Here is a 24,987-nt window from a genome sequence, read left to right on the forward strand (position 1 = left end):
AGCCGCACCGGAGCGCTCTGGTGCGGCTTCGTAGTGAGCTCGGCTGCGGTCGCCCCCGCTGGCGGGACCGCTGGCACCGAGCCGAGGTGTGCGCCGCCCCGCCGGGCATCGCTATGCGTGACCGAGAGGTGCGTCGCTTCCGCCCGCGATGAGGTTCGCTTGGGCTTTGCTGCCGTGGAAGTCGCGGGAGCGCTGTGCGGTGCCGAAGCCGCCGTAGGGGTAGCCGCCGTGCTGCGGTGCGCTGAGGGTGTTGAGGGTGGCGGTGGTGTCGGCGTCGAGGTGCAGCTCGGCGGCGCCGAGGTTTTCGTTGAGGTGGGTAAGGGTGCGTGCGCCGATGACGGGTGCGGCGACGGAGGGCTGGTCGGCTGCCCAGGCCAGTGCGACTTGGCTGGGCGTGACGCCGATCTCGCGGGCGATGCGGACGACCGCGTCGATGGTGTGCCAGTTGCGGTCGGAGGCGGCGTATTCGGCGGAGACCCACTGGTAGAGCTCGTCGTCGGAGCCGGCGCGGGTGTCAGGGGCGGGGGTGCTGCCGCGCTGGTACTTGCCGGTGAGGAATCCTCCGGCGAGCGGGGACCAGGGCAGCAGGGAGACGTTGTTGTGCAGTGCGGCCGGGATGACTTCGTATTCGCTCTCCCGGGAGAGCAGGCTGTACTGCTGCTGGAGCGTCACGGGAACCGGAGCGCCCATCTGCTGTGCGGTGGAGAGCGTGAGCTGGAGCTGCCAGCCGGTGAAGTTGGACAGCCCCACGTAGTTGATCTTTCCTGAACGGACGGCGTCGTCGAGGAACGCCAGTGTCTCCTCGATCGGCGTCAGGGGGTCCCAGGCGTGGATCTGGTACAGGTCGACGTGGTCGCGTCCGAGGCGGTGCAAGGAGCTGTCCAGCGACCGGCGCAGCTGTCGGCGTGTGGAGCCGAGGCTGTTGACGTCGGTTCCTGTCCCGTAGCGGCCCTTGGTGGCCAGTACGACGCGATCGGTGACGTCGGTGGGGCGGTCGGCGAACCAGCGGCCGATGATCTCTTCGCTGCTGCCTCCGCCGTAGACGTTGGAGGTGTCGACCAGGTTGCCGCCTGCGTCCACGAAGGCGTCCAGGAGCGCGAACGCTTCCTCTTGCGGTGTCTGAACGCCGAAGTACATGGCGCCGAGGGCGATGCGAGAGACGGCGGTTCCGGTGTTGCCGAGCTTGCGGTATTCCACGGGGAAGCTCCTTGTCGTTCTGCGGCTCACGCCGGGGTTGAGGGCTCGTTCGGTGGGGGGGCGAGAGAGGGTTTCCGGGCAGGTACCCGCCTGCGCAGCGACGGGGATAGTGAGGCCGCTCAGTGGTGCCGGGTCCTCGCGGTGAGGGCGTCGAGGTTGATGGTGCCGCGCTGCAGTTTCGCTTCATGGGGTGGGTTGAGTCCGGCGTTGGTGACGTACAGCTGCTTCGCGCGCACGGCGGTGGCCGTGGGGGAGGCGAGACCGTCGTGGGCGGTCAGGACGGTCTGGGTGGTTCCGTTCGGGTGGACCACGGTGATCCGGTCAGTCGGGTCGTTCTGCGCGGCGAAGACGATGTCGGAGCAGTCGTTGAGGAAGGAGAAGTCGTCGGCATCGGTGAGGTCGCCGGTGACGGTGTGGACGCGGCCGGGGGCTCCGTGGGCGGTGACCGGGATCCTCAGCAGGGTGCCCTGGTTGAAGTTGGTGACCCATACGGCGCCGTTGTGGAAGCGGAGGCCGTTCGCGCCCAGCTTGAGGGATGCGTCGGGGTCGGGTGCGAGCGTCGGCCCGGTCAGCCAGGCGGTCGCCGGTCCGCCGGAGACGGGCACGGCCCACACCGTGCCCTTCAGGCTGTCGGCGGCGTAGAGGGTCCGGTCGGCCGGGTCGATGGCCAGGCCGTTGGGCAGTCCGTCGGCGGGCAGGGCGGCCAGCCGCTGAGGGTGGCCGTGCGGGGGCAGTTTCCACACGCCGGCCCGGGAGGCGTCCTCGGACTGCACGTTGTAGTAGACGGTGCCGTCGCTGCCGCGGGTGTTGCCGGTGATCTGATCGCCCTGGTGCCCGTCAGCAAGGGTGGTGCGGTGCCCGGACGACGTGATCCGCATCAGCTTCGGCGGCTTGTTCGCGGAGGCCCCAAGCATGGACAGGGTCAGGGAGCCGTCCGGGTTGACCGTGATGTTCTCGGGTGCGTCGCCGGCGGCGAAGTCGAACCTGGCCACTGTCTTCACCCGGGTGATGACCGGTTGCGAATGGTCTCGGCCGGTCGCGGCGGACACGTAGGGAGCCGAGACGACAACTGCCGCCAGGGCAGGGATGGTTGCTGCGCGCGTGAACCGTAGCCGCATGGTGATGCCTCCTGTGATGCTAGACGCCGGTATGTCCGTGGCTGGGTTGGCCCGTGACCGGGCAAGCTCGTGCTGGCCGTGCCCCGCGTGGCCGGGGACGTGGTGCGCGGCGGGGCATCAGGTGTCGAACCGCACTCCGCCGAGCCATGTGACCCGTTCGGGGTCGTGGTGGTCGACGATGTGGCTGCTGCCGGTGTCCAGGGTGGCGATGCGTGCCATCTCCTCAGCGGCGAGCTGGAAGTCGAACACGTCGAGGTTCTCTGCCATGCGTTCGGACCGCACCGACTTGGGGATCGCGACGACCTCGCGCTGAACCAGCCAGCGCAGGGCGACCTGGGCGACGGACTTGTCGTGAGCGCGGGCAATGTCGACGAGCACGGGGTTGTCGAAGAAGCCCTGGCCGCCCTCGGCGAGCGGTCCCCAGGACTCGTGCTGGACGCCGTGGTCGCGCATCAGCTTCTGGTCGTCGGCGCGCTGGAAGAACACGTGCGTCTCGATCTGGTTGACCGCGGGGACGATCTCGTTGTGGGTGATGAGGTCGGCGAGCCGGTCGGGGTAGAAGTTGCTGACCCCGATCGCCCGGGTACGGCCTTCTCGGTTGAGTTCCTCCAGGGCCCGCCATGATCCGTAGTAGTCACCGTAGGGCTGGTGGAGCAGGTAAAGGTCGAGGTGGTCGAGACCCAGCCGGTCGAGCGAGCGGTCGAAGGCACGCTTGGCGCTGTCCTGGCCGTAGTCCTGGACCCACAGCTTCGTGGTGATGAAGAGGTCCTCGCGGGGGATGCCGCTGGCGGCGATGGCTCGGCCCACGGCCCGCTCGTTCTCATACGCCGCAGCCGTGTCGAGCAGCCGGTACCCGGCTTCGAGCGCGGCCTCGACCGCCCGCTGGGTCTGGGCGTCGGGGATCTGGAAGACGCCGAAGCCGAGGATCGGCATCCTGACGCCATTGTTGAGGGACACGTGGGAGACCTGGCCGGTCATGGATGAAGCTCTCTCTCGGGCTGGTGGGGGTTGGTCATCGGCCTGGCAGCAGCTCGGGCGATGCTGCGGCCGGGACGTCCGGTTACGTGGATGGAGGGGAAATCATCGAAACTCCTTTCGAGGGTGTGGCAATGCGCTTTTGTGATCCGCAGGCGATCGGTAGGCGCCGTACGCGCCGAGGGGACGTGCGAGTGGAGCCGGTCGTGGCCCCGTGAGATCCACGAAACCAGCCGCCGCACCTCTCAGACAGTCACGCTTGTGAGGGGTAACGGCAGGGACCCCCTCGTGCCGAGAGCGTGCGTGAGCACACGGCGAAAAGGGGTACGAGCGGCCTGGCCTCAGCAGGGAGTGCGGGCATAGCCGATGGCATGAGCAAACCTGGACGCGGCCGTGGGGAGAGGCCGGAAGCCTGGCCGGACGGGCCACAGTCGGACATGACTCGGCCAGCGGCCCGACAGCCATGAGTACCGAGGGGGTGCGCTGCACGAGAGCGGCGCCGAGACGGAGCTTGGAGGCAGCGTTTGGCCTGGTTCAGTGCTCGGTGTCGGTCTGTGAGGCGGCCTCGTCCTCGGTCTGGTTCTGGGTGGCTGCCCAGCTGGCCAGGAGCTGCAGGGCATCTGCGGCCGGGGTGCCGGGATCGGCGCTGTAGACGGTGATGGACAGCCCGTCGGTGTTCGGCAGGTCCAGAGTCTCGTGGACCAGCTCCAGCTCGCCCACCGCCGAATGGTGGAACCGTTTGGTTCCCTTGGTGAAGACATGCACGTCGTGCGCACCCCACATCCTGCGGAAGGCATCACTGCGCGTGGACAGCTCACCGATCAGGTTCGACAGCTCGCGGTCGTAGGGGTTCTTGGCGACCTCGACCCGCAGCACACCCACCCCTTCGCGGGCCACACGTTCCCATGCGGGGTAGAGCCGGGTGGCCCGCGGGTCGAGGAAGACGAACCGGCAGGTGTTGACCGGCTCCAGCTCGAACACCTCGTGGTGCAGCGCGCGGGCGAGCGGATTGGCCGCCAGGATGTCCATGCGGTTGTTGCGCACGTACGCCGGCTGGTCGTGCAGGCCCTCGATGATGCGCAGCACACTGGGCCGCACGGTGGTCTTCTTCGGGTGACGCCGGGCACGGGCCGGTCTGGTGCCGGCCGCACGGGCCAAGGCGTAGAGGTGGTCCCGCTCGGTGTCGTCGAGCCGCAGGGCCTGGGCGAGTGCGTCCAGGATGCTGTCGGAGACCCCGCCGATGTTGCCGCGCTCCAGGCGCGTGTAGTACTCGACGCTCATTCCGGCCAGCATCGCGACCTCACCTCGGCGCAGCCCGGGCACCCGACGCTGCCCGTAGACCGGCAGACCCGCCTGCTCAGGCGTGACCTTGTCACGGCGGGACTTCAGGAATGCGCTGACTTCGGCCCGATTGTCCATGCGGCCAGCGTAGAGAGGCAGGACGGACGGTGAGAGTCCCTGCCAGGACCCCTCACAGTACGGACTCCCACGACCAGGCCAGAACGGGTTTCCTGTCGAATGCCCACACCGAGCGCCCCGGCCGGCGCCGCACCGCGGTGAAGGCACAGGAAACCGATCGCCGAACCAGCGCGGTTTGACGGCCTGCCGACGGCCGCGCGGGTCACCGGCGTGCGAAGTAGCGCCACCACGGGAGTACCACCATGACCACGAAGCCGCGTGCAGCAGCCCCGGCTGCCCGCCGGACGAAGCATCAGGGCAGCGCCGTCGTCGTCGGCGCGTCACTCGCCGGCCTGATGAGTGCCCTGGCCCTCTCACGAGCGGGAATCCGCGTCACACTGCTGGAGCGCGCGACGTCCTTCCCCCGGACCGGGGCCGCCATCGGCGGAGTCAGCGAACCTCTGCTGGAACGCCTGACAGGCCGCAGAGGACCAGCAGGACCCGGCACTGGTCCCGTCACCTGGAGCGCCATCCACACCCGTCTGCGTGCGGCCGTCGACGACGATGCGCGCATCACCCTCCACCACAGCGCGCGCGTACGAGGCATCGGCCAGGACGACGAGCGCGCATGGGCCACCACCGACCGCGGCGACACCCACATCGCCGACGTCGTGATCGGGGCCGACGGTCACCGCAGTGTCGTCCGCCGCGTCGTGGCGCCCCAGCATGCCGACGCTACGTTCGCCGGCTACGTCATCTGGCTCGGCCTGGCAGACGAGGCCGCGCTCACCACCCGCCACGGCTTCCCGCGCGACGTCGACATTCTCTACCGCGACGACGACTGCCTCATCGGCTACCCCCTGCCCAGCCCCGACGACTCCCTCGCCCCCGGCCTCCGGCAGATTGGCTTCGCCTGGTACGACGCCCGCCGCAACGACCTCCTGCGCGACGCGGGCTGCGTCGTCGGCGACATCGTCCACCACACCCTCGCTGCCACCGACGTACCCGAGGCCACACTGCGCGAACTCGCCACCGAGGCAGACGACTTGTGGCCGCATCTGTGGCGCGACGTCATCGCCGACTGCATCCGCCGGCGCGCCGTCCTCGGCACACCGGTCGCCGAGTACGTCCCCGACCGGCTCGTCAACGGCCGCCTCGCCCTCGTCGGCGACGCCGCGCACGTGCCGTCCCCGATGACCGGATCCGGATTCAGCATGTCCGCCGAGGACGCCGAAGCCATCGCCGAAGCGATTGCGGCCGGCGTCCAGGAACAGGCGATCACGCGGGTCCTTGACCGGTACGAACGGATGCGACTGACCAGCGTCCGGCGCTCCGTCCAGTCCGGACAACAATTCAGTCGCTCATTCAGCAGCCAATTCGCCTGACAGCACGGTATGCCCTCCAGGGTGTGGGGAGGCGGTGTCGAAACTGAGGGCTCGGCGGTCCCTCGACCTCAGCCTCAAACGGTGGGTAGCGGCGCAGTCCGATGTGCCCTCTGCCTCAGCTTGCGTGACATGTCGCCGCCCCCGACCCTGCCGCGCCGCTGGGCAAGGTGGCTGACCTGGTTCCTCGATCCCGCGAGGTGCCTTGTCTCTGGGGGCTCGGGGTGCAGCCGTTCTTCCCGGACCGGCGGAAGGTGGGGGACGTGGCCGGCGTTCGCCCTGCCGAGCTGAGCGAGTTTGAACGTCAACGGGTTTCGGCGGGCACGCCGATTCTTCTGGACGAGGCCATACGCCCGGTAGAGCCGCTGTCGAGCTGGTTGCGGGTGATCGGCCGGCAGGACTCAGCGCTTGTGCTGGTCCGAGGGCTGGGTGGCGGGCTCGGCGTTCTCGGTAGCGGCCCAGGCAGCGAGGAGCTGGAGGGTGTCGTGGTCCGGAGTGCCGGGGGCGGCGCTGTAGGCGGTGAGGGTGAGGCCGGGCTGGGCGGGCAGGTCCATGGCGTCGAAGTCGAGGGTGATGACGCCGACGGCCGGGTGGCGGAAGGATTTGCGGCCGGTGTGGTGCAGGCGCACGTTGTGTTTGGCCCAGGCGGTGCGGAACTCCTCGTTGCGGGTGACGAGTTCGCCGATGAGTCCGGTCAGCTCGCTGTCGTGCGGGGCGCGTCCGGCCTCGGTGCGCAGCAGGGAGACGGTGGTGTTCACGGACTCTTCCCAGTCGGGGAAGAAGTCGTGGCCGAACGGGTCGAGGAACTGGAAGCGGGCGATGTTGGCCGTCGGCGCGGTAGGGGTCGGGAAGACGGGGGAGTAGAGGGCGCTGCCGAGCTGGTTGGCAGCGAGGATGTCCAGGCGGCCGTTGCGGATAAAGGCCGGTGAGTCGGTTATGGAGCCAAGAACGCGCAGGACGCTGTCGGGCAGGGGCCCGCGGGGGCGCTTGGCCCGGCGGGCAGGCCGCTTGGCGGCGGCACGGGCCAGGTCGTAGAGGTGGGCGCGTTCGGCGTCATCCAACTGGAGGGCGCCTGCGACGGCGTCCAGGACTTCCTCCGAGGCGCCCGCGATGTGGCCGCGTTCCAGGCGGATGTAGTAGTCGATGCTGACACCGGCGAGCAGAGCGACTTCCTCGCGGCGCAAGCCCGGCACACGCCGGTTGCCGCCGTAGGCGGGCAGGCCGGCCTGCTGCGGGGTGACCTTGGCGCGGCGGGAGGCCAGGAACTCGCGAATGTCGCTCTCGGTACTCACGCCTTATAGGCTAAGCCGGATGCGGCTGCCGTGGGGGGCCCTGTCATTACCCGTAAGCACAGGCCCTCCCTCACCTTCTCGACCTGGGGTTCCCTAGTGGCGTAGGGGGCTGGCGGCGCTCGCCGGTCGCCTTGAGGGCCGGATCTGCACCGGCTGCCCGACAACACCTCCGGATACAGACTGTAGTGAGCTGGTCTGTGCCTCTCGCGCGTTTGGAGTGCACCGCATCGTGAGCAAGGTCTTCTTCATCACTGGCTCAGGCCGTGGTCTGGGTGCCGACATAGCACGCCAGGCCCTGACCGTCGGCCACCAGGTCGTGGCCACCGGCCGCCGCCCCGCGCGCATCATCGAGGCGCTCGGCGGCGAACAGGACAACCTGCTGGCCACCTCCCTGGACATCACCGACCCGGCCACCGCTCAGGCGGCGGTCGAGGCGGCCGTGGAGCGGTTCGGCCGGGTCGACGTCCTGATCAACAACGCCGCGAACTTCTACGCCGGGTTCTTCGAGGAGCTCTCCGATGACCAGGTGCGGGCGCAGATCGAGACGAATCTGTTCGGCCCGATGAACGTCACTCGGGCCGTCCTACCCGTCATGCGTACCCAGCGCTCGGGGCACGTTATGACGATCTCCTCCCTCGCGGGGCAGGTCGGCGGCGAGTTCACCGTCGCCTACGCCACGGCGAAGTTCGGAGTGGAGGGCTTCATGGAGTCCCTGCACCACGACGTCGCACCGTTCGGCATCAAGACCACGATCGTCGAGCCCGGCTTCTTCCGCACCGAACTCCTCGTGGACGCCTCCACCACCTACGCGGAGCTGTCCGTCGAGGACTACGCCGAGCGCACCGCGGCCACCAAGAAGGTGTGGGACTCGATGAACGGGCAGCAGGCCGGCGACCCCGCCAAGCTCGCCGAGGCCCTGCTCAAGGTCGCGGGCTTGCAGGATCCGCCGCTGCGGTTCATCGCCGGTGACGACTGCCTGGCCGCCGTCGAGGCCAAGGCGAAGGAACTCCTCGCGCAGGTCGATGCCTCCCGCGAGCTGGGCTCCGGCCTCGCCCACGCCGACGCCGCCTGATCCACCGCCACAAGCCTCACCACCAGCTCCGGCAGCGGCCGGCCCGCACAGCAAACGGCACCCGCCATGGCTGAACATGCCCGACGGGTGCGTTGAAAGGGAGTAACGCATGCAGATCGAACCCCCCATCAAGACCGTCAAGAACCCTCCCGAGCAGTTCAACGGCGACGCCTGGGCCGAAATGCTCGTCGTGCCGCACGACGCCGACCAGCGGGCAGTCCTGGCACGAGTTCGCTTCGCCCCCGGCACCCGCACCGCCTGGCACTCCCACGCCCGCGGCCAGTACCTCCACATCACAGAAGGCATCGCCCTGTTCGGCGGCCGGGACGGCACCGTCTGCGAAGTGCACCCCGGGCAGACCTACTACTGCCCGCCCGACGAGGAGCACTGGCACGCGGCCACATCAGACTGCTTCATGGAACACCTCGCAGTCATGGAAGCAGGCGATGACCCGGCCACCACAACCGTGTGGGGCGAGCACATCACCGACGAGGAGTACAACGGTTCCCGCGTCCGCGCTTAACCTGCGCGTTTCTGCCGGACGGGCTGCCCTCCCGACACAGGCGCAGAACACCGCCGACCGTCGGGGCGGCGCCCGCACCACCGACGAGTAAAACCAGGGTCCCTGCGGGGCACCGGCGCTACGGGCCGGCCCGTGCCCCGCAGGCCAGCGAAAGGATCTTTCATGCCCGACCAGCCCAAGCAGGTAGGCAGCGGACGCCGCCTGCTCGGTGACTTCTCCCCGAAGCTCGCCGAACTCACCGACGACGTCCTGTTCGAGGACGTGTGGAACCGCACCGAGCTGGCCGCCCGCGACCGCAGCCTGATCACCGTCGCTGCCCTCGTCGCCGGGGGCGATGCCGACCAGCTCCGCTTCCACCTCGCGCTCGCCAAGAACAACGGCGTCACCGAGACCGAACTCGTCGAGGCGATGACCCACCTGGCCTTCTACGCCGGCTGGCCGAAGGCCATGACCGCAATCATGGTCGCGAAGCAGGTCTTCTCCGCCTGAACGTGATCGTGCGGGGAGGGGCCGCCGGCTCCGCTCCTCCCCGCAGCCGTTTCTGCACGGCGGCACAGTACGACGCGCCGTTCCCCTTCCTGGACCGCTGGGCCTGATCGTGCCGAGATGACGTGAAGCGCCCGTGCTGGGACGTCTAGCAGACAACCGCTCCGCCCGGCCCCGTCCTAGGGGGCCCTGTCACAGCCCCGCTCCGCAGACCCCGGCACAGCGCGGCCTGCCACGGTCCGGGACTTCCCGGCACACTGGGCCGCACATGCAGGGCGAGTGGAGGAGGGCGGAGGAGACGCGTGGCGCGAGACCGGAAGCAACTGGTCGTGCTGGTGCTTGCCGTCCTCCTGGTGATTCTGCCGTTCGTCGGTGTGCACACACCCGCGCCTGCGAGCGCGTCGCTGGCGGTCTCGGAGTCGTCCACCACCTTGCTCTTCGAAGACAGCGCTGACGCGATGGCCACCTGCGGTGGTGCAGCGGAGCACGTGGACCCGGACGCCTGGACGGCAGGCCGTGACCGCCATCGGCCTGTCGGGGAGCTCGACACGAAGGCTTCTGCGGGGGACTCCGGGAGGACGAATACGCCGCGCTGCCGCCAAGCAGCCTCCCGGCGTCGTATGTCTCATCCGTAGCCGCATCAGCCGCGCAGGCGCCGGCGGCACTTCAGGTATTCCGCTGCTGAGAACGGCCACGGCGGGGGCCGCGCCGCCCTCCCTCTGAAATGCCGGTGCTCGACCGGCAATCGGGCCGTGTTCGGCCCCATGCGTATGCGGTACGCCCCTGGCTCGTACAGCCCTCTCGGCACTGAAGCCCGAGTGCGGACGGGCCCGTACCCGTGCGCCCCATCGCACTGCTGGCCTGTGCCGTACGGGCGACCGTCCCTCGCAAACCGGCAGCGCGTCATCAGGCATCCCGCTCCGCGAAGACCAGGAAGAACCTCGATGAGTGATACCCCGTTTCCGGCCCACGGCGAAGAATCCGTCCGCCGGAGCAGCCGCCACCACTACTGCTCGCGGAAGTGGGACGGAGAGTGAAGCCGAAACACAAGCTGATCGTCCTGATTGCCCTAGCCGTCCTGGCCATGTCTGCGCTCTTCTACGTCAATGTGCAGCACGTACGGGACACGGGCCCGCGCGGAGCCGTCTCGTCCGCCGAGGCTCCCGACGGCATACCAGGGTGGAGTCTCAGCGATGCTTCGTAAGATCGTCTTCTGGAGCATCGCGGTCGTCTTCCCGCTTCCGTTGGTGCTGACTTACGACTCCGTGGCGACGGAACCGGAGCAGCTGCGGTTCTACATCTTCCTCGGCATGGTCGCGTACAGCTGGTGGCTGCTGGCCATCGCGCTCAGCGTGCGACCGGCCTGGCTCGACCGGCTCGTGGGACTGCCGTCGATCTACGGCCTGCATGGAATGCTCGGATTCCTGGCGATCTACGCCGCGTACCAACACAGCGATAATTCCTACTCACCGAGCCAGTTGGCGCGAGACCTCGGAGACTGGAGTTTCTACGGGGCGCTCGCCGTGCTCAGTTACTCGGTGTTCTTCATGAGCGGGTGGCTGACCGACCGGTCGAGGCTGCTGCTCTCGGTGAAGCGAATGCTGGAGAAGGTCTTCCGGCACCAGCTGTCGGTGTGGATCCACCGGCTCAACCTGCTGATCGTGGTGATGATCTGGCTGCACACCCACCTGCTTCTCCGCGTGAACCAGCACCTTTCCTTCATGATGCTCTTCGATCTGTACACCGTGGTCGTTCTCGGGGTTTATGCGTGGAAGAAGTGGATCGCGCCCGACACGTATCTGACGGGCACGGTCATGGGAAACGAGGCGCGTGGCGAGTCAACCCGCAAGGTGTCGGTTGCGCTCGAGGGCACGGCCGCCAAGCTGCAGCCGGGCGATTCCCTGTTCCTCCAATTCGAGGGCACCTCGGCCGTGAGCAAGGAGTGGCACCCCTTCTCCGTCACCGACGACAGTCAGGAGACCCTGACCTTCACCATCAGCCAGCACGGCGACTACACGCGACGGCTCGGGCGGGTCGAGCCGGGGACTCTCGTGCGCCTTGAAGGGCCGTTCGGCCGATTCGAATCGATCATCCAGGGCCGGAAGCAGGACGCTCCGCTCGTCCTCCTCGGCATGGGCGCGGGCGTGGCACCGCTCCTCAGCCTCATCGCGGCCCACCACACCACGCGCGACATTCACCTGCTCTGGGCGGTACGCAAGCCGGAGGACGCGTACTACCTGGAAGAGCTCGCGAAATATCAGGCGGAGTCCGATGGGCGCTTGCACGTCACCACGAGTGTCGGTCGTTTCCGCCGTGACGACCTGGTCGGCGTCCTGTCCGCCGAGGAGGTCGAGAAGGGCGAGTTCTTCATCGTGGGTCCGAATCCCGCCGTCCTCGCGAATCGGCGCCTGTTGCGGCGTATCGGAGTCGGCATACAGCGTATCCACGATGAACGTCTGACCATGTAGGCGGCGTGCCGCCATCTCGCCTGAGACGCCCCCTGATTCCGCGCCCGGTAAGTGAATGCACCACTCACGACATGGAGTTCTCTGACATGACGACCCGTACGACACGGACACGCCGCAATTTCCTCGCTCTGAGTGCCGCCGCACTCGCCGGAGTCGGTGCTGCGGGCTGCTCGACCCTCGGTATCGGAGGTGATTCCTCCACCGCTTCTGGTCCTTCCAAGGCACCCAAGCCGATCAACAAGGCGCGTACCCTCGTCGCGTACTTCTCGATGCCGGAGACGGATGACCCGGACAACATGACCGAGGACGAAGAGAACAGCACGCACGTCGTCGACGGCAAGGTCCTCGGCAACACGCAGCACGTGGCGCAGATCATCGGACAGCGCACGGGTTCGGAACTGTTCCGCATCGAGACGGCACAGAATCTTCCCCGGGATCACGGGGCACTCGAAGACCTCGCACTCGAGTGGCAGGAAGCCGATGAACGGCCCGAGTTGAAGTCGAAGATCAGGAATTTCGATGACTACGACACCGTCTTCATCGGTTACCCGATCTGGTGGTACGAGATGCCGATGCCCATTCACACGTTCCTCGAGGAGCACGACTTCAAGGGCAAGACCGTCATCCTCTTCACCACTCACGGCGGAAACGGCCTTTCAGGAACCGTCGAGACGGTCACCGAGAAGCTCCCCGATGCCACCGTGGTCAGCAACGGGTTCACCATCTCGCGTGACGACATGGACGAGGCCGAGGGACAGGTGCGCGAGTGGCTCACCAGCGTCAGCCGGTAAGTCGCCGTTGCCGCCCGGGAAGCGCACGCTCCGCCGGTGACGGCTTGTCCGGCGTGTCGAGAGGGGCCCTGTCACACCCCCGCTGGCGGCTCCCCGGCACCGCTCGGCCTGCCTCTCACAGACGGAACGCGCGAGGGTGGAGCACGTCGTCATCTCTCACCGCTCGCCGAGCAGGAGCCCCCCGTGTCCACCACCGCCACCACGTCGCTCGCCACGGACCAGGCCGCCGCAGCACTCCGTCGCCGCCCCGGCGCCGCGGCGCTCGGTGCCGCGCTCCTCGGGTTCTTCGTCATCACCCTGGACGCACTCGTCGTCAACGTCGCCCTGTCCTCGATCAGGGACAGCCTGGGCGGCGGGATCACCGGACTGCAGTGGGTGGTCGACGGCTACACGCTGATGTTCGCCGCGCTGCTCCTGTCGGCCGGTTCCCTGACCGACCGGCTCGGTGCCCGGCGCACCTTCGGCGCCGGCATGGCCCTGTTCGCCCTTGCGTCCGTGGCCTGTGGCCTCGCGCCGAACCTGGGCGTGCTGATCGCCGCCCGTCTCGTCCAGGGCGCGGGGGCGGCCGTGATCGTGCCGTCCTCCCTCGCCCTGATCCGTGAGGCGTTCCCCGACGCGGGCAAGCGGGCAAAGGCGATCTCGCTGTGGGCGCTCGGCGGCTCTGTCGGTTCGGCCGCGGGCCCGGTCGCGGGCGGCTTCCTCAGCCAGATCGAATGGCGGCTGATCTTCTTCATCAACCTGCCCGTCGGCGTGATCGCCCTGCTGCTGCTCGCCCACACCAAGATCTCGGAACGGCAGAAGCAGGTCGGGTTCGACTGGACCGGACAGCTGTCGGCCGTCGCCGCGATGGGCGCCCTGACCTTCGCCGCGATCGAGACCGGCGCGGTCGGCTTCACCACCCCGTACGTGCTCTTCTCCTACGCGCTCGCCGCGCTCGCGGCCCTCGTGTTCGTCGCGGCCCAGGCACGCGGCAAGCACCCCATGGTGCCGCTGAGCCTGCTGCGCTCGCGCACCATGGGTCTGGCTGCCGGGATCGGCTTTGCGCTGAACGTCGGCTTCTACGGGATGATCTTCCTGCTGAGTCTCTATCTGCAGCAGGCCAAGGGCATGACGGCCCTGGCCACCGGCCTCGCATTCGTCCCCATGACGGTGCTCACCGCGTTCGTCAGCCCGACCGCCGCATGGTTCGCCGCCCGGTTCGGCCCGCGCATGCCCGTCATCACTGGCCAGGCGGCGATGGTCGTGGGACTGGTCCTGCTCGCCCTCGTACCGGCGTCCGCACCCACCTGGCTGCTGATCGTGCTGATGGTTCCGGTGGGAGCGGGCGGCTCGCTCGCCGTACCCGCCCTGACCTCGCTGCTCCTCGACCGCGTCCCCGCCGAGCGGGCCGGCACCGCCAGCGGTGTACTCAACACGTCCCGGCAGGTCGGCGGTGCTCTCGCCGTCGCGGTCTTCGGCGCCCTGGTCGCCGACCGCGCCCAGTTCAGCGAGGGCCTGCACACCAGCCTCGCCATCGCCGCGGCCGCGGTGCTGATCACCACGGTGGCGAGCTTCCTGCTCAAGACCCCCGCGGCACACGAAGCCCCGACGGCGAACCCCGAGCCGCGAGACCGGCCCATTGCCGGAACTCGCGCCTGAGCAGAGAGCGGACTCGGTTCCCACGCCGGATGACCCGCTCTCGCGAACTCAGCAACTCCCCCCACCAGCAACTCCCCCACCTCTAGCGCAAGGAGCAACCAATGCGTGCGGCAGTCATGTATGGAGCCGGCGACGTCCGCATCGAGGACCGCCCGGAACCGAAGATCCACCAGCCGACGGACGCCGTCGTACGCACCGTCCTGTCCTGCGTCTGCGGCAGCGACCTGTGGCCGTACAAGTCCATGCCCGCGACCGGCACAGGCCGCCCCATGGGCCACGAGTTCCTCGGCGTCGTCGAGGACACCGGCGCGGACGTGTCCTCCCTCAGGCGGGGCGACCTGGTCGTCGCACCGTTCACGTACTGCGACAACACCTGCGACTACTGCCGCAAGGGCCTGCACTCCTCGTGCCGCAACGGCGGACGGTACGGCTTCGACGGCGTGGACGGCGCGCAGGGCGAGGCGGTCCGCGTCCCCCAGGCGGACGGGACGCTCGTGAAGCTGCCCGTGGACGCGGACTCCGAGCTGCTGCCGTCCCTCCTGGCGCTGTCCGATGTCATGGGCACCGGGCACCACGGCGCGACCACCGCCGGGGTCTCCCGCGGTGACAGCGTCCTCGTCATCGGTGACGGCGCCGTGGGCCTGTCCGCCGTGATCGCCGCCAAGCGGCTGGGCGCCGAGCAGATCGTGCTCATGGGACGGCACACCCAACGGACCAGTCTGGGTCGGGAGTTCGGTGCCACGGACATCATCGCCGAACGCGGGGACGAGGGCGTCGCCCGCGTCCGCGACCTGACCGGCGGCGAAGGAGTCGACCGCGTCATCGAGGCGGTCGGCGCCCGGCAGACCCTCGACACCGCCTTCGGTGCGATCCGCGACGGCGGCACCATCAGCCGTCTCGGCGTTCCGCAGTACGAGGAAGGCCCCGTCGGCACCGGCATGATCACGCGGAACATCACCTTGACGGGCGGAGTCTCCCCGGCACGCGCCTACATCGAGGAACTGCTGCCCGACGTCCTGTCCGGTGCGATCCGGCCGGGCCGTGTCTTCGACCGCACCTACGGGCTTGATGAAGTACCCGCCGCTTACGAGGACATGGCGAACCGCCAGGTGATCAAGGCGCTCATCCGCTGCTGATGCGATCGCGTCATCCGAGCCCTACACGCCTCCCCGGTGGCCGACGTCGAGCCTCGTGAGGCCCGCCGCACGAGGTAGGAGGAGCAGCAGTGAGCAACGCGGAGACCGCCAGCCGCTTCGGCTTCGACGCGATCGGCACGCACTGGCAGATCGAGACCGACGAACCCCTGAGCCAAGACCTGCGGCGCCACATCCTCGACCGCATCGAGCGCTTCGACGCCACCTACTCCCGCTTCCGCCCGGACTCTCTCGTCTCCCGCATCGCCTCGGCCACCGAAGGCGGGCGCTTCGAGTTCCCGGACGACTCGCGCGACCTGTTCGGCCTCTACGACCGCCTGCACGCCGCCACCGACGGTGCCGTGGACCCGCTCGTGGGGCGGGAGTTGGAGCTCCTCGGCTACGACGCCACCTACACCCTCCGTCCCGCGCCCGACGCGGTACGGGCCGCTGAGCACGCCCGGGGACGACCGACCTGGGCCGCCGACATCGATCGGAACGGTCAGTGTGTCGTCACGCGGCGCGCCCTGGTGATCGACGTGGGAGCGGTCGGAAAGGGGTACTTGGTCGACCTCGTTGTGGACCAGCTCCACAAGGCCGGGCACGCCGGCTTCGTCGTCGACGGCAGTGGCGACCTCCGCCACAGCGGCCCGCGGGCCACCCGAGTCGGTCTGGAACACCCCTTCGACCGAGATCAGGTGATCGGCGTCGCCGAAGTCCGCGACCAAGCCCTGTGTGCCTCCGGTATCAGCCACCGGTCCTGGGGCGACGGACTGCACCACGTCCTCGACGCGCGCACCGGCGTGCCCGTGAACCAGGTGGTCGCCACCTGGGTCGTGGCGCAGGAGGCGGCACTCGCCGACGGCCTGGCTACCGCGCTCTTCTTCACCGAGCCGCAGCGGCTCGCGGAGTCATTCGACTTCACGTACGTGCGAGTGCGGTCCGACGGGCGCGCCGATATCTCGCCGGACTTCACGGGCGAGCTGTTCACCCGCCCATGAGCCAAGCCAACCAGCAAGGAAACACATACGACATGGCAGCCATCAGGAAGAATTTCACGACCGTGCTGGTGGGTCTCTCCGCCACCGCCGCAATCGCCGGCTGCTCTGCCACGGGCCCGGATGAACCCAACGCATCTGAAGAAGCCGCGAGTTCGGCCCGCCCCTCCCAGCGCACGTCCCCCGAGCCCGCCGACTCCGCACCTTCCGGCGACTCCACTCCGTCCAGCTCCGCATCACGCCGTGGCCCGTACGCGCACGGTGAGTACACCGTTGACGGCGAGTACGGCGTACGGGGGTCGAGCATCGGCGTGCGCCTCACCCTTGAGGACGGAGAAATCACCGCCGTCGACGTCACTCCGCACGCGACGAACGAGACCTCCCGCGGGCTGCAGGAGCGGTTCGCCGATGCGGTGCCACAGCTCGTCGTCGGACGTGATATCGACGACGTGCGGCTCGACCGCGTGGCAGGCAACAGCAATACGCCCAAGGGATTCAACGACGCCCTCGAAGAGATCAAGGACGAGGCCGGGCGGGATGCGTAACGGCGCGGCGCCCCTCCCGCACATCGCGAGCAGGGGCGCCGCCCCGTCGTCAGAACCTACCGGCCCTCGTACTCTTCATCCGTGACCAGCCGGCCCCACTCGGTCGCGTCGCCGCCGTCGCCGTTCGTCTCGACCATCGCCAGGTGGACCATGCAGTGCTCGATGGCCGCGCCGTGCCAGTGCCACTCGCCGGGCGGGGTGTGGATGATGTCGCCGGCTCGCATGACGATCAGCTTGCCGCCCCGGGCCTGGACGAAACCGATGCCCTCCGTGACGTGCAGGGTCTGGCCGTGGTCGTGACGGTGCCAGGCCGTGCGCGAGCAGGGCGCGAAGCGGACCATGCTGGCCCGCAGCCGCGAGGGCGCCTCGCCCGCTACGAGGTTGTCGACCCAGACGTCACCGGTGAACCGGTCGGCCGCGCCCTTGGCCGATGGCGGCTTCGGTAGCTTTCCCGTGGTCGGGCGGCCTTCGGCCGCGTGGGCGGTCTCGCCGCCGACCGCGAGGCCGGTGAGTGCGCCGGTCGCGGTGAGGCCCGCGGAGGTGCGGAGGACCGATCGGCGGTCCCAGCCACTGCTCATGTCTGACATGACTGTCGTCCCTTCTGTCAGTGGTGCGTTGAGGCGGGTACGGGATGTGGGCGGTGGATGGGGCCCTCGCTCCAGGTCAGTGGAGTGCCCGAGCCCTGACGCGCCTGGGCGATGATCTCGGCCGTGATGGAGACGGCCGTCTCCTCGGGCGTGCGGGCCCCGAGATCAAGGCCGATCGGGGAGCGCAGCCGTGCCAGGTGTTTCTCGGACACCCCGGCCGTGCGCAGGAGTTGGAGTCGTTCCCGATGCGTGCGCCGTGAGCCCATCGCGCCCACGTACGCGACGGGGAGCGTGAGCGCCCGCGTCAGCAGCGGAATGTCGAACTTGACGTCGTGGGTGAGGACGCAGATCGCGGTGCGGGAGTCGACGGATGCCGTGCCCAGGTAGCGGTGCGGCCAGTCGGTGACGACCTCGTCGGCGTGCGGGAAGCGGGCCGCCGTGGCAAAGACCGGGCGGGCGTCGCAGACCGTGACGCGGTAGCCGAGAAAGGCCCCGGCCTGGCTCAGCGCGGCGGCGAAGTCGACGGCACCGAAAATCAGCATGCGGGGACGCGGCGCGTTCACGTGCATGAGGAGCGAGAGACGTTCGGGGCAGGTGTCGGAGTCTCCGCCGATGTCGACGAGCCCGGTGCGGCCCGCCGCGAGGTGTGCGTGGGCCTGAGCTGCGACCGCCCGGTCCTGACCTTCGCTGCCCAGGGAACCGTCGTAAGAGGTTCCGTCACCGGACACGGACAGGGTGCGGCCGAGGAGTTCGGGCGGTCCGTCGACCACCTGGGCGACGGCGGTCGGGTTGCCGGTTGTGGCCCACAGCAGAGCCCGTGTCACAGGAAGTTGGGGTTTCGGGTCCACCTGCTGCACCAGGATGTCGAGCTCGCCGCCACAGGTCAGACCCACGGCGAAGGCGTCGTCGTCGGAGTAGCCGAAACGGGTGCGGACCGGAGCGTCGCCTTCGTCGACGACCTGGCGGCACAGCTCGTACACGGCCCCCTCCACGCAGCCCCCGGACACGCCGCCGATCGCGTGGCCGTCGGCGTTCACGGCGAGGGAGGTGCCGACGGGCAGCGGCGCGCTGCCGGTGACCTGGACGACCGTGGCGAGGGCGAAGGGTCGGGATTCGAGACACCAGGTGTGCAATGCATCCGCGATGTTCAGCATGGGCGGCTCTCCAGGCGGGGCAGGCGGGGCAGGCGGGCCGGAGGGAGGAGGGTGCCGCGGTCCGGTGCCGCAGGCGTGGGGGACGGTCCGGGCGGCGGTGATGCGCGCCGCTGCCCGGACCGGGCTGCGTGGCCGGGCCCCGGTCGGCCCGTCGCAGAGGCGACTGGGCTGCCCGTTGCCGATTTAGAGCAACGACTCCGCTGTGATGGGAAGTTGACGCACTCGGCGGCCTGTCGCGTGGTGCACGGCGTTGGCGATGGCCGGGGCCACGCCCACGAGAACCACTTCGCCGAGGCCCTTCACACCGAGCGGGTCTGCCTCGTCGTCCCGCCCGTTGACGTAGATCGCCTTCAGGTCGGGCACATCCGCGTTCACGGGCACCAGGTAGTCGGCCAGGTTGGCGTTGACGATGCGGCCGTCGCGGTGATCGGTCACCGTGTGCTCCAGGAGGGCCGCGCCGATGCCGCCGACCATCGCGCCGAGCGCCTGGCTGTCCGCCAGCTTGGGGCTGATGATGCGGCCCGCGTCGAACACCCCGAGCATCCGTCGCACCCGCACCAGACCGAGCCGCGCGTCGACGGCGACCTCCGCGAACACGGCGCCGTACGCGTACATCGACGACCGCGCCTCACCCGACGGCGGGGTGTACGCGCCGTCCGCTTCGAGGTGCGTGCGGTTGTTGCGGGTGAGGAGCTGCTGGTACGTCTCGCCGCGGGCGGGGTTGTCCGCGACGTGCAGGCGTCCACTGCGTACGACGACGTCGCCGGTGTCGACTCCGTGGAGTGGTGACTCGCGGTCCTCGACTGCGAGTTGGATCGCCTGCCTGCGCAGCCTGTCGCAGCCGTCCTGGACGGCGGAGCCGACGCTCGCCATGGTCAAAGAGCCGCCGTGGATGGGGGCCGGGGGCATGTCGGTGTCACCGAGGCGGAAGTCGACACCCCGGACCGTGAGCCCGAGAGCATCGGCGGCCACCTGCGTCATGGAGGTGTAAGTGCCGGGGCCCATGTCGCTGCTCGCGGTCTCGATGCGCGCGGTGCCGTCCGCGTCCAGGCGTACGTAGGCTTGGCAGGGTCGGCGCAGCGTGTCGTAGAGGGCGGTGGCCATGCCCGTGCCGATCAGCCAGTCGCCGTCTCGGGTGGAGCGCGGTTCTGGGTTGCGCTTGCTCCAGCCGAACTCGCGGGCGCCGATGCGGTAGCAGTCGCGCAGCCGTCGGGTGGAGAACGGTTTGTCGGTGGACTGGTCGTTCTCGGGCTCGTTACGCTGCCGCAACTCGACGGGATCGAGGCCGAGTTCCACCGCGAGCTCGTCCATCGCGCTCTCCACGGCGAAGGCCGCGGTGGAGTAGCCGGGGCCACGCATCGGCGTCGGCGTGTTCACGTCCAGCGGCACGGTCGAGAACGTCTGACTGACGTGCGGGGTGGTGTACAGCATCTGTCCGGGCGAGACGACGCCGCGCTCGGCGAACGTCTCGTACCGGGAGGTCTCGGCCCGCGACTCGTGCGTCATCGCGCTCAGCCGCCCGCGACGGTCGCTGCCGAGCCGCACCTTGTACTCGTATCCCGGCCGGTACCCCACACCGGAGTACAACTGCGCGCGCGTCAGGACCAGTTTCACGGGGCGGCGCACCTCGCGGGCAGCGAGGGCCGCAATTGTGATGTGCGGCCAGGCCCGCGCGGCGTTGCCGAACGCGCCGCCGACGAAGGGCGAGACGACCCGGACGGACTCGGCCGGGATCCCGAAGTCGGCGGCGACCTGGGCCCGGGGACTCTGCACCCACTGGGTCTTGTCCCACAGCGTGAGCTTGTCGCCCTTCCAGTGGGCGACGGTCGCGTGCAGCTCCATCGCATTGTGGTGATTGCGGGACATCCGGTACGTCATTTCCAGGCGTACGGGGGCGGATCGAAGGGCCCTGTCCGCATCGCCACGCGCGTACGTGCGGGGTTCGCCCGCCGCCGGGGCCTCGGCGAGATCGGTGGATGGCCGTTCGCTGTCGTAGTCGACCTTTACGAGGCTCGCCGCGTGCTGTGCCGCTTCCAGGGTGGTGGCCACGACGACGGCGACGGGCTGGCCGTGGAAGAGCACCTTGTCGTCCTGGAAGACTCGCAGTCGCTGACCGGGGAGGTTGAGCGATTCGGGGTTGTCCTTGTACGGGAGCTTCGGGGCGTTGCGGTGGTGGATGACCTTCAGCACGCCACGCTGGGCCTCTGCCGCGGCCGTGTCGATGTCGGTGATCCGGCCCTTGCCGATGCTGCTGTCCACCACGACGGCGTGCACGATCCCGTCGACGTGCTGATCGGCGGCGTACTTCGCCTGACCGGTGACCTTCAGCCGGCCGTCCACGCGGGACAGCGGTGCTCCGACGGCTGCCTGTGGTTGGGGAGTCACTGGGAGCCTCCTACGGTGCGGAGTTGGCGTTCGACGGTTCGCTGGAGCAGTTCGACCTTGAAGCGGTTGTGCTTCAGCGGGCGGGCGCCCTCGGCGGCAGCGGCGGCGGCCTCGGCCCAGAGCCGGTTCGAAGGGCGCTTGCCGAGGAGTGCGCGCTCGACGGCGGGCAGCTTCCACGGCACGGTGCCCACACCACCCGCGGCTACCTTCGCCTCGCGAATGACGCCACCGCTGACGTGCAGGGCGACGGCCGCGGAGGTCAGGGCGAACTCGTACGACTGCCGGTCGCGGACCTTGAGGTAGCCGGACTCGAGCGGACGGGGGAGTCTGGGGAGCTCCACTGCCGTGATCAACTCGCCACGTTTCAGGGCCTGTTCGCGGTGGGGTGTGCTGCCGGGGCGGAGCAGGAAGTCGGCGAACGGCACGGTGCGCTCTCCCTCGGGGCCGAGCAGATGCACCTGCGCCTCCAGGGCCGCGAAGGCAACGGCAACATCGGACGGATGTGTGGCGACGCAGCTCTCGGACGTGCCGAGGATCGCGTGCGTACGGTTGACGCCCTCGCGTGCCGCGCAACCCGATTTGGGCTCGCGCTTGTTGCAGTCGGCCGTGACATCGCGGAAGTACGTGCAGCGGGTTCGCTGCATGAGGTTGCCGCCGATCGTGGCCATGTTGCGAAGCTGGGCGGACGCGCTCAGCTCCAACGCCTCGGACACGACAGGGAAGAGGCTGCGCACCTTGGGGTGAGAGGCGGCGTCGCTCATCGTCACCAGCGCGCCGATCCGCAGACCACCACCTTTGGTGACGGTGAGTTCGCGCAAGGGCAGTCCGCTGATGTCCACGAGCGTCTCGGGGCGTTCGACGGTCTCGCGCATCAGGTCGACGAGGGTGGTGCCGCCGGCGATGTAGCGGCCCCCGCTGCGGCCGGAGGTGAGGGCCTCACGGGTGGTGTTCGCCTGGATGTACGTAAAGGGATACATGGCGGCCGTGCCTCACTTCCGGCGCGCGGTCTGCTCGACCGCGCGCACGATCTTCGGGTAGCAGCCGCAGCGGCAGATGTTGCCGCTCATCCACTCGCGGATCTCGTCGCGCGAGCCGGTGTGGCCTTCCTCGATGCAGCCGACGCCGGACATGATCTGGCCGGGAGTGCAGTAGCCACACTGGAAGGCGTCCTCGTCGATGAACGCCTGTTGCAGTGGGTGCAGTTGGTTTCCGTTGCCGAGGCCCTCGATGGTGGTGACCTCGGCGCCGTCGAGGCGGACGGCCAGTGTCAGACAGGAGTTGACCCGCTGTCCGTCGACCAGGACCGTACAGGCCCCGCAGGCGCCGGTGTTGCAGCCCTTCTTCGACCCGGTCAGGTCCAGGTGCTCGCGCAGCAGGTCCAGGAGCGATGTCCTGTTGTCGACGGTCATGGTGTGGCGGCGACCGTTGACCGTCAGCGTGACCCGGCTGCTGAGGGCCGCAGGGGCGGCAGCAGCCTCGTCGGCACCGAGCAGGGGCTGGCCCGCCAGTCCACCTGCCACGAGAGCACCGCCGACGGCGGACGTCGTCGCCATGAAGGTCCGGCGCGACGGTGCGGACGAGGTTGATGCGGGCGGAGACTCGGCTGTCTCGTCGTGTGGACCGGCTGCGGCGGAAGGCTCGGTGGTGGGCATGCTCACTCTCTCGAACACGGGGAAGATGGGGGTCTTTCTCGTTGGTGTGAGGCAGCGACGGATCACGCGGAACAACGTCCGCTTTGCCTCCACCCTGGAGTGACGCGAGAGCGTGCAACAGGCCGTGTCGTACAGGGGATTGGCCAGCCAGGGTAACGGCACGGCCCCTCTCGTAGGCGCCTCATAAGGGCGCGGCAGTGCCAGAGTGGGTGGGTTGTCGGGCGGCCTCAGATCAGACGAGGCTGATGCGGCGCCACGTCCTCGCGGGGCAGGCCCTGGTGCTGAGCCCGGCCGCCGCCTGATCAGCCCGCCTTGCGAGGGGAGCCAGCGGCGTCGAGATCCGCGCGCAGGGCCTGCGGCTCGGCGGTGACGGGGAGGTTGGCCGGGTCAAGGATGCCGTCCACGGAGCGGGGCGCATCGGCCTTCAGCGCGCTGAGGAGGACCGACCAGTCGTTCTGTTCCTCGCCGTCGGTGGCGGTGAGCTCGAACGTCTTGCCCAGTGCAGAGTCGGTCAGCAGGCTCCGCACGAGTGTCTCGGTGATCTGGTCGCGGGCGATTCCCCCGTCGGCCGTGCCGCCCTGGTCCAGGACGAGGCGCCGCTGAGTGGGGTCGGCGTGGTCGAACCAGCCGGGCCGGACGATCGTGTAGGGCAGACCACTGGCCCGCAGGAGACGCTCGGAGCGCCGCTTCCAGGGGTTGGCGCCGGGGACGTCGTGGCGCGTGGCACAGACAGAGGTCATGAGGGCGACACGAGGCCGGGCGTCACCGAGGGCCAGGAGGATGTTGCGTACGCCGCCGTAGTCGATGTGCGCACGGGCGTCGGGGCGTGAGTCGCTGCCGGACCCGTGGGTGAGGACCAGGGCGTCGGCACCGTGCAGAGCGCGCCGTAGGGAGGCAGGGTCTTCGAGATCTCCGTGCACCAGTTCGACACCGGGAAGCAGTTTCTCGGCCCTCCGGATGTCGCGCACCAGGGCCCGCGGGCGCAGCCCGTGATGCTGAGCGGCCTGCACGGCGATTCGTCCGAAGCTGCCGGTCGCGCCGACCATGAGTACGTCGGTGATGTTCTGCTGCTGAGACATGGTGAAGCCCTGGAATGCGTAGGAGGTGTCGGCGGGCTGGTGTCGCGGAGCCCCCGCGCGGGGTGCGCTCTGGGTGTTGCTGTCGATGCTGGTCAGGCCAGGCGCCGCTTGGCGAGCCAGGAGACGATCTCCGGGTCGTGGTGGTCGAAGAAGAGGGAGGAACCGGTGTCCAAGGTGGCGATCCGCGCCATCTGCTCGTCGGTGAGTTCGAAGTCGAAGACGTCGATGTTCTCCGTCATCCGCTCGGGCCGGACCGACTTGGGGATCGCGACGACACCGCGGTGTATCAGCCACCGCAGCACGACCTGGGCGACGGACTTGCCGTGCGCGGCGCCGATCTCGCGCAGCAGCGGCTGCGTGAACAGGTCGTTCTTGCCCTCGGCGAACCCGCCCCAGGACTGGATCTGCACGCCGTGCTCGCGCATCAGGTCCTGGTACTCGGCGCGCTGGAAGAACGGGTGGGTCTCGATCTGGTTGACCGCGGGCGTGATCTCGTTGTTCATGATCAGGTCGAGAAGCCGGTCGGGGTAGAAGTTGGCGACGCCGATCGCCTTGACCAGACCCTCGTGCTGCAACGCCTCCATGGCGCGCCACTGGCCGTACACATCGCCGTACGGCTGGTGCATCAGATACAGGTCGAGGTAGTCGAGACCGAGCTTGGTCAGGGAGGTCTCGAAGGCGCGCAGGGTGTTGGCCTGGGCGGGAGCGTCCTGCACCCACAGCTTGGTGGTGACGAACAGATCCTCGCGGGGCACGCCGCTGTTCTTGATGGCGCGGCCGACGGCTTCCTCGTTGCCGTATGCGGCGGCGGTGTCGAGGAGGCGGTAGCCGGCGGCGAGGGCGGCGGCGACGGCCTGCTCGGTCTCCTCCACCGGGATCTGGTACACGCCGAAGCCGAGGATCGGCATCTCGATGCCGTTATTGAGGGTGACCTGCTGCATGACGTTCTTTCTGTGGGGAGTGGGTGGGTTGCACGGGTCGGGGGATGCGGCAGAGCCGGTCAGCCGGAGTCCGTCGGCAGCGGTGCTCACCTGGCCATTTCCTCGTTTCACGGGTGCTGCCGCAACCCGGCCGCGGTGCCTCGGCCGGTGGATACGGGACCACGGAGCGCTCC

At 69.1% G+C, this 24,987-nt stretch carries 22 protein-coding genes; 10 read left to right on the forward strand and 12 right to left on the reverse strand.

All coding sequences use genetic code 11. From position 1 onward, the window contains the following. Positions 1 to 111: 111 nt before the first annotated feature. The 4 genes from ACQEV8_RS35630 to ACQEV8_RS35645 form a co-directional block, all read right to left on the reverse strand. Entirely contained in the window at positions 112 to 1,197 is a 1,086-nt protein-coding gene (locus ACQEV8_RS35630; protein WP_432968828.1) for an aldo/keto reductase, read from the reverse strand. Positions 1,198 to 1,316: 119 nt separating this feature from the next. Next, positions 1,317 to 2,189 carry an SMP-30/gluconolactonase/LRE family protein gene (locus tag ACQEV8_RS35635; protein WP_432968831.1) on the reverse strand — a complete coding sequence of 291 codons (873 nt, stop codon included), beginning with the start codon at positions 2,187 to 2,189 and terminating at the stop codon, positions 1,317 to 1,319. A gap of 243 nt (positions 2,190 to 2,432) precedes the next feature. Beyond that, positions 2,433 to 3,293 (reverse strand): aldo/keto reductase, encoded by an 861-nt coding sequence (locus ACQEV8_RS35640; RefSeq protein ID WP_432968834.1) that lies wholly within the window; start codon positions 3,291 to 3,293, stop codon positions 2,433 to 2,435. A 531-nt stretch (positions 3,294 to 3,824) separates the two neighbouring features. Continuing rightward, positions 3,825 to 4,709 carry a helix-turn-helix transcriptional regulator gene (locus ACQEV8_RS35645; RefSeq protein ID WP_432968837.1) on the reverse strand — a complete coding sequence of 295 codons (885 nt, stop codon included), beginning with the start codon at positions 4,707 to 4,709 and terminating at the stop codon, positions 3,825 to 3,827. 242 nt (positions 4,710 to 4,951) lie between these two features. Between ACQEV8_RS35645 and ACQEV8_RS35650 the strand changes: the two genes are divergently transcribed. Next, positions 4,952 to 6,073, forward strand: a complete 1,122-nt coding sequence (locus tag ACQEV8_RS35650) for an FAD-dependent monooxygenase (RefSeq protein ID WP_432968840.1) — start codon at positions 4,952 to 4,954, stop codon at positions 6,071 to 6,073. 398 nt (positions 6,074 to 6,471) lie between these two features. Here the strand turns inward: ACQEV8_RS35650 and ACQEV8_RS35655 are convergent, their stop codons facing one another. Then, entirely contained in the window at positions 6,472 to 7,362 is an 891-nt protein-coding gene (locus ACQEV8_RS35655; protein WP_432968844.1) for a helix-turn-helix transcriptional regulator, read from the reverse strand. Between the two features lie 229 nt (positions 7,363 to 7,591). On the opposite strand from ACQEV8_RS35655, the gene ACQEV8_RS35660 reads away from it, so the two are divergent. The 9 genes from ACQEV8_RS35660 (at position 7,592) to ACQEV8_RS35700 (ending at position 17,016) form a co-directional block, all read left to right on the forward strand. After that, the gene (locus ACQEV8_RS35660; RefSeq protein ID WP_432968847.1) at positions 7,592 to 8,434 is read left to right on the forward strand and encodes an SDR family NAD(P)-dependent oxidoreductase; all 843 of its coding nucleotides are present in this window, start codon (positions 7,592 to 7,594) and stop codon (positions 8,432 to 8,434) included. Between the two features lie 109 nt (positions 8,435 to 8,543). After that, positions 8,544 to 8,957 (forward strand): cupin domain-containing protein, encoded by a 414-nt coding sequence (locus ACQEV8_RS35665; RefSeq protein ID WP_432968850.1) that lies wholly within the window; start codon positions 8,544 to 8,546, stop codon positions 8,955 to 8,957. A 162-nt stretch (positions 8,958 to 9,119) separates the two neighbouring features. After that, complete coding sequence (locus ACQEV8_RS35670; protein ID WP_432968853.1) at positions 9,120 to 9,446, forward strand: carboxymuconolactone decarboxylase family protein; 327 nt, start codon at positions 9,120 to 9,122, stop codon at positions 9,444 to 9,446. Positions 9,447 to 10,753: 1,307 nt separating this feature from the next. Continuing rightward, positions 10,754 to 11,911 (forward strand): FAD-binding oxidoreductase, encoded by a 1,158-nt coding sequence (locus ACQEV8_RS35675; protein WP_432968856.1) that lies wholly within the window; start codon positions 10,754 to 10,756, stop codon positions 11,909 to 11,911. Positions 11,912 to 11,916: 5 nt separating this feature from the next. Further along, positions 11,917 to 12,702, forward strand: a complete 786-nt coding sequence (locus ACQEV8_RS35680; protein ID WP_432968859.1) for a flavodoxin — start codon at positions 11,917 to 11,919, stop codon at positions 12,700 to 12,702. A gap of 183 nt (positions 12,703 to 12,885) precedes the next feature. Beyond that, positions 12,886 to 14,340: an MFS transporter gene (locus ACQEV8_RS35685; protein ID WP_432968862.1), complete on the forward strand. Its 1,455-nt coding sequence runs from the start codon at positions 12,886 to 12,888 to the stop codon at positions 14,338 to 14,340. Positions 14,341 to 14,441: 101 nt separating this feature from the next. Beyond that, a complete protein-coding gene (locus ACQEV8_RS35690; protein WP_432968865.1) occupies positions 14,442 to 15,476 on the forward strand; it encodes a zinc-binding dehydrogenase in 1,035 nt (344 codons plus the stop codon). A gap of 89 nt (positions 15,477 to 15,565) precedes the next feature. After that, positions 15,566 to 16,474 carry an FAD:protein FMN transferase gene (locus ACQEV8_RS35695; protein WP_432968868.1) on the forward strand — a complete coding sequence of 303 codons (909 nt, stop codon included), beginning with the start codon at positions 15,566 to 15,568 and terminating at the stop codon, positions 16,472 to 16,474. 32 nt (positions 16,475 to 16,506) lie between these two features. Beyond that, positions 16,507 to 17,016 (forward strand): hypothetical protein, encoded by a 510-nt coding sequence (locus ACQEV8_RS35700; protein ID WP_432968871.1) that lies wholly within the window; start codon positions 16,507 to 16,509, stop codon positions 17,014 to 17,016. A 56-nt stretch (positions 17,017 to 17,072) separates the two neighbouring features. On the opposite strand, the gene ACQEV8_RS35705 is transcribed toward ACQEV8_RS35700, so the two are convergent. From ACQEV8_RS35705 to ACQEV8_RS35735, 7 genes are all read right to left on the reverse strand, one after another. Further along, the gene (locus ACQEV8_RS35705) at positions 17,073 to 17,594 is read right to left on the reverse strand and encodes a (R)-mandelonitrile lyase (RefSeq protein ID WP_432968875.1); all 522 of its coding nucleotides are present in this window, start codon (positions 17,592 to 17,594) and stop codon (positions 17,073 to 17,075) included. 26 nt (positions 17,595 to 17,620) lie between these two features. Continuing rightward, positions 17,621 to 18,757, reverse strand: a complete 1,137-nt coding sequence (locus tag ACQEV8_RS35710; RefSeq protein WP_432968878.1) for an XdhC family protein — start codon at positions 18,755 to 18,757, stop codon at positions 17,621 to 17,623. A 183-nt stretch (positions 18,758 to 18,940) separates the two neighbouring features. Continuing rightward, entirely contained in the window at positions 18,941 to 21,142 is a 2,202-nt protein-coding gene (locus ACQEV8_RS35715; RefSeq protein ID WP_432968881.1) for a xanthine dehydrogenase family protein molybdopterin-binding subunit, read from the reverse strand. Then, on the reverse strand, positions 21,139 to 22,119 hold the full coding sequence (locus ACQEV8_RS35720; RefSeq protein ID WP_432968884.1) for an FAD binding domain-containing protein: 981 nt from the start codon (positions 22,117 to 22,119) through the stop codon (positions 21,139 to 21,141). Before ACQEV8_RS35720 ends, ACQEV8_RS35715 begins: the two co-directional genes overlap by 4 nt. A gap of 12 nt (positions 22,120 to 22,131) precedes the next feature. After that, positions 22,132 to 22,695 (reverse strand): (2Fe-2S)-binding protein, encoded by a 564-nt coding sequence (locus tag ACQEV8_RS35725; RefSeq protein ID WP_432968887.1) that lies wholly within the window; start codon positions 22,693 to 22,695, stop codon positions 22,132 to 22,134. A gap of 401 nt (positions 22,696 to 23,096) precedes the next feature. Next, positions 23,097 to 23,873 (reverse strand): SDR family oxidoreductase, encoded by a 777-nt coding sequence (locus ACQEV8_RS35730; RefSeq protein ID WP_432968890.1) that lies wholly within the window; start codon positions 23,871 to 23,873, stop codon positions 23,097 to 23,099. 92 nt (positions 23,874 to 23,965) lie between these two features. Continuing rightward, positions 23,966 to 24,814: an aldo/keto reductase gene (locus ACQEV8_RS35735; protein WP_432968893.1), complete on the reverse strand. Its 849-nt coding sequence runs from the start codon at positions 24,812 to 24,814 to the stop codon at positions 23,966 to 23,968. Positions 24,815 to 24,987 lie beyond the last annotated feature (173 nt).

This window comes from Streptomyces sp. CA-179760 (assembly GCF_050937045.1).
GTDB lineage: Bacteria > Actinomycetota > Actinomycetes > Streptomycetales > Streptomycetaceae > Streptomyces.